The following is a 2,323-nucleotide window of genomic DNA, read 5'->3' on the forward strand; positions in this document are numbered from 1 at the left end:
TTCCTCCTTAGCTCAGTTGGTAGAGCGACGGACTGTTAATCCGCAGGTCGCTGGTTCGAGCCCAGCAGGAGGAGCCATATTAGAAGAAGCCGCATCACTTGATGCGGCTTTTTTGTATTAGTTTAAAGCTAAGCTCTCTCCTACCCCATAACGAAATAACATAAGCGCTTTGATTATTAAAAACCGCTTACCGCAAGCTAACTATCGACTCACTAAGTAACCAGAAAATATTAACCACAAACGCGCGTGGCAAATGGTATGCCTTTCAACTAAAAAAAAGCTAGGTAAAAACCTAGCTTTTTAATTCAATCGGCCATCTCTGAAATCAGCTTAAACCACCAAGACAAATATACTTTGTCTCCAGATATTCATCGAGTCCTTGCTTAGCACCTTCCCGTCCAACACCCGACTCTTTAACTCCACCAAATGGAGCCACTTCAGTAGAGATGATCCCTTCATTAACTCCAACCATGCCGTACTCTAAACCTTCACTAAAAGTCACAATACGCTTCAAGCTATTCGTATAGAAATAGCAAGCCAAACCATATTCTGTATCGTTCGCCATTTCGAGAACTTGATAATCATTTTCAAAGGTAACAATAGGCAACACAGGCCCGAATAGCTCTTGCTGAACAATCGACATATTCTGCGTCACACTATCCAAAAGAACGGGCTCCATAAAGCGACCAGGCCGTCTCTGTGGAGAGTTAGCAATAGAGGCTCCTTCTTGTACAGCTTGATCGATCGCCGCCTCTAGTCGATGCTTAGAGGCCATCGTAATAACAGGACCTAATGTGACACCTTTCTCTAAACCATTTCCAAGCTTTAATTTGCTTAACTTCGACAATACTTTATCAATAAAAGCTTGTTTTACATTTTTATGAACATATAGCCGATTGGTACAAACACATGTTTGCCCTGCATTACGGAACTTCGACGCGACAAGCCCTTCCGCAGCCTCATCTAAGTCTGCATCTTCAAACACGATGAAAGGCGCATTACCACCCAACTCCATCGACACCGCCTTGACTGAATCACTGGCTTGCTTCATCAAAATTTTCCCAACGCGCGTAGACCCCGTAAAAGAGATCTTCTGAATCCTAGGATCAGTACTTAGTACTTGACCAAACTCAGCAGCCTGCTCCGACACCACGACAGAAAGCAGTTCTTTAGGGATACCAGCCTGATAAGCTAATTCAACAACAGCAATTGCAGTGAGAGGGGTAAGCTCTGATGGCTTGATCAACATGCCACAACCTGCCGCTAGGGCTGGTGCTGCTTTTCTTGTAATCATCGCAATAGGGAAGTTCCAAGGTGTAATTGCAGCGCATACTCCCACAGGCTGGCGAATTGCAGATAGACGTCTATCTGTCGTTGGGGCAGGAATAACTTCGCCATAAGCACGTTTTGCTTCTTCTGAGAACCACTCGACAAAAGAGGCACCATACATCACTTCCCCTTTGCTCTCAGCTAAAGGTTTACCCTGCTCTAAGGTAATAATCGTGGCTATGTCTTCTGCATTATCAAGAAGTAGTTGATACCACCCCCTCAAACGACGAGAGCGCTCTTTGGCACTTAATTTAGCCCAACGGACTTGCTCCGTTTTGCACTGACCAATGAGATCATCTAACTCATCAAGAGTACTAGGCTTTAACCGAATTAACTCTTGCTCAGTTGCAGGGTTGATGACCACAATTCCCTCATCGGAAGACCATTGCTTAAATACAGATTTCAGCGTTTCATTTTTTATTTGTTGCATCATCAAACATACTCCTCAAGAACTCCTCTTAGGTTAATCGCTACTAGCAAGTTCAGCAAAGAAAACAAAGTTTTCTAAAAGGCATTAATTTTCGGAAGACTTAGCTCTATTCCTCACTATATTTCGGGAAATTGCGTAATCCACGTAACGACGGTCCCGCTCTAAACATGGAAGCAATGAATGTTTGAGAAATAAGATGTAGAAAATTATTGTTTAAGAGAGACGCTAACAAAACACGCAGTACGGAAGACTATTCATTCTATTACGGTTGAGGGCGAGTGTTATAAAGACTCATTGTTCAAATGACCAATCTTTCAACGAGGACAGGATACAAACTCGGAGTAATTGGAAGTGCAGGCAGCAGGCTCATCTTCCTGAGAAACTCATGTGCCAAAAGGGTAAAGAAAGTCGTATTGTCTCGCCTTCAATGTGTAAATGCATTTCTAGGGGACACGACCAAACGAAAAAGCCCCAGTCTTTCGACTGGGGCTTAATATAAGTGGCGGAGTGGACGGGACTCGAACCCGCGACCCCCGGCGTGACAGGCCGGTATTCTAACCAACT

1 protein-coding gene and 1 tRNA gene are annotated in these 2,323 nt (G+C 44.0%); one reads left to right on the forward strand and one right to left on the reverse strand.

The window, feature by feature from the left end; genetic code table 11:
- Window position 1: 1 nt before the first annotated feature.
- Window positions 2-77, forward strand: a tRNA-Asn gene (locus tag R7Z50_RS24055).
- Between the two features lie 248 nt (window positions 78-325).
- Here R7Z50_RS24055 and R7Z50_RS24060 read toward each other — a convergent pair.
- Window positions 326-1,762, reverse strand: coding sequence for an NAD-dependent succinate-semialdehyde dehydrogenase (locus R7Z50_RS24060; protein ID WP_082240161.1), 1,437 nt, complete (start codon window positions 1,760-1,762; stop codon window positions 326-328).
- Window positions 1,763-2,323: the final 561 nt, after the last annotated feature.

The sequence above is a fragment of the Vibrio sp. 1249-1 genome (assembly GCF_033340495.1).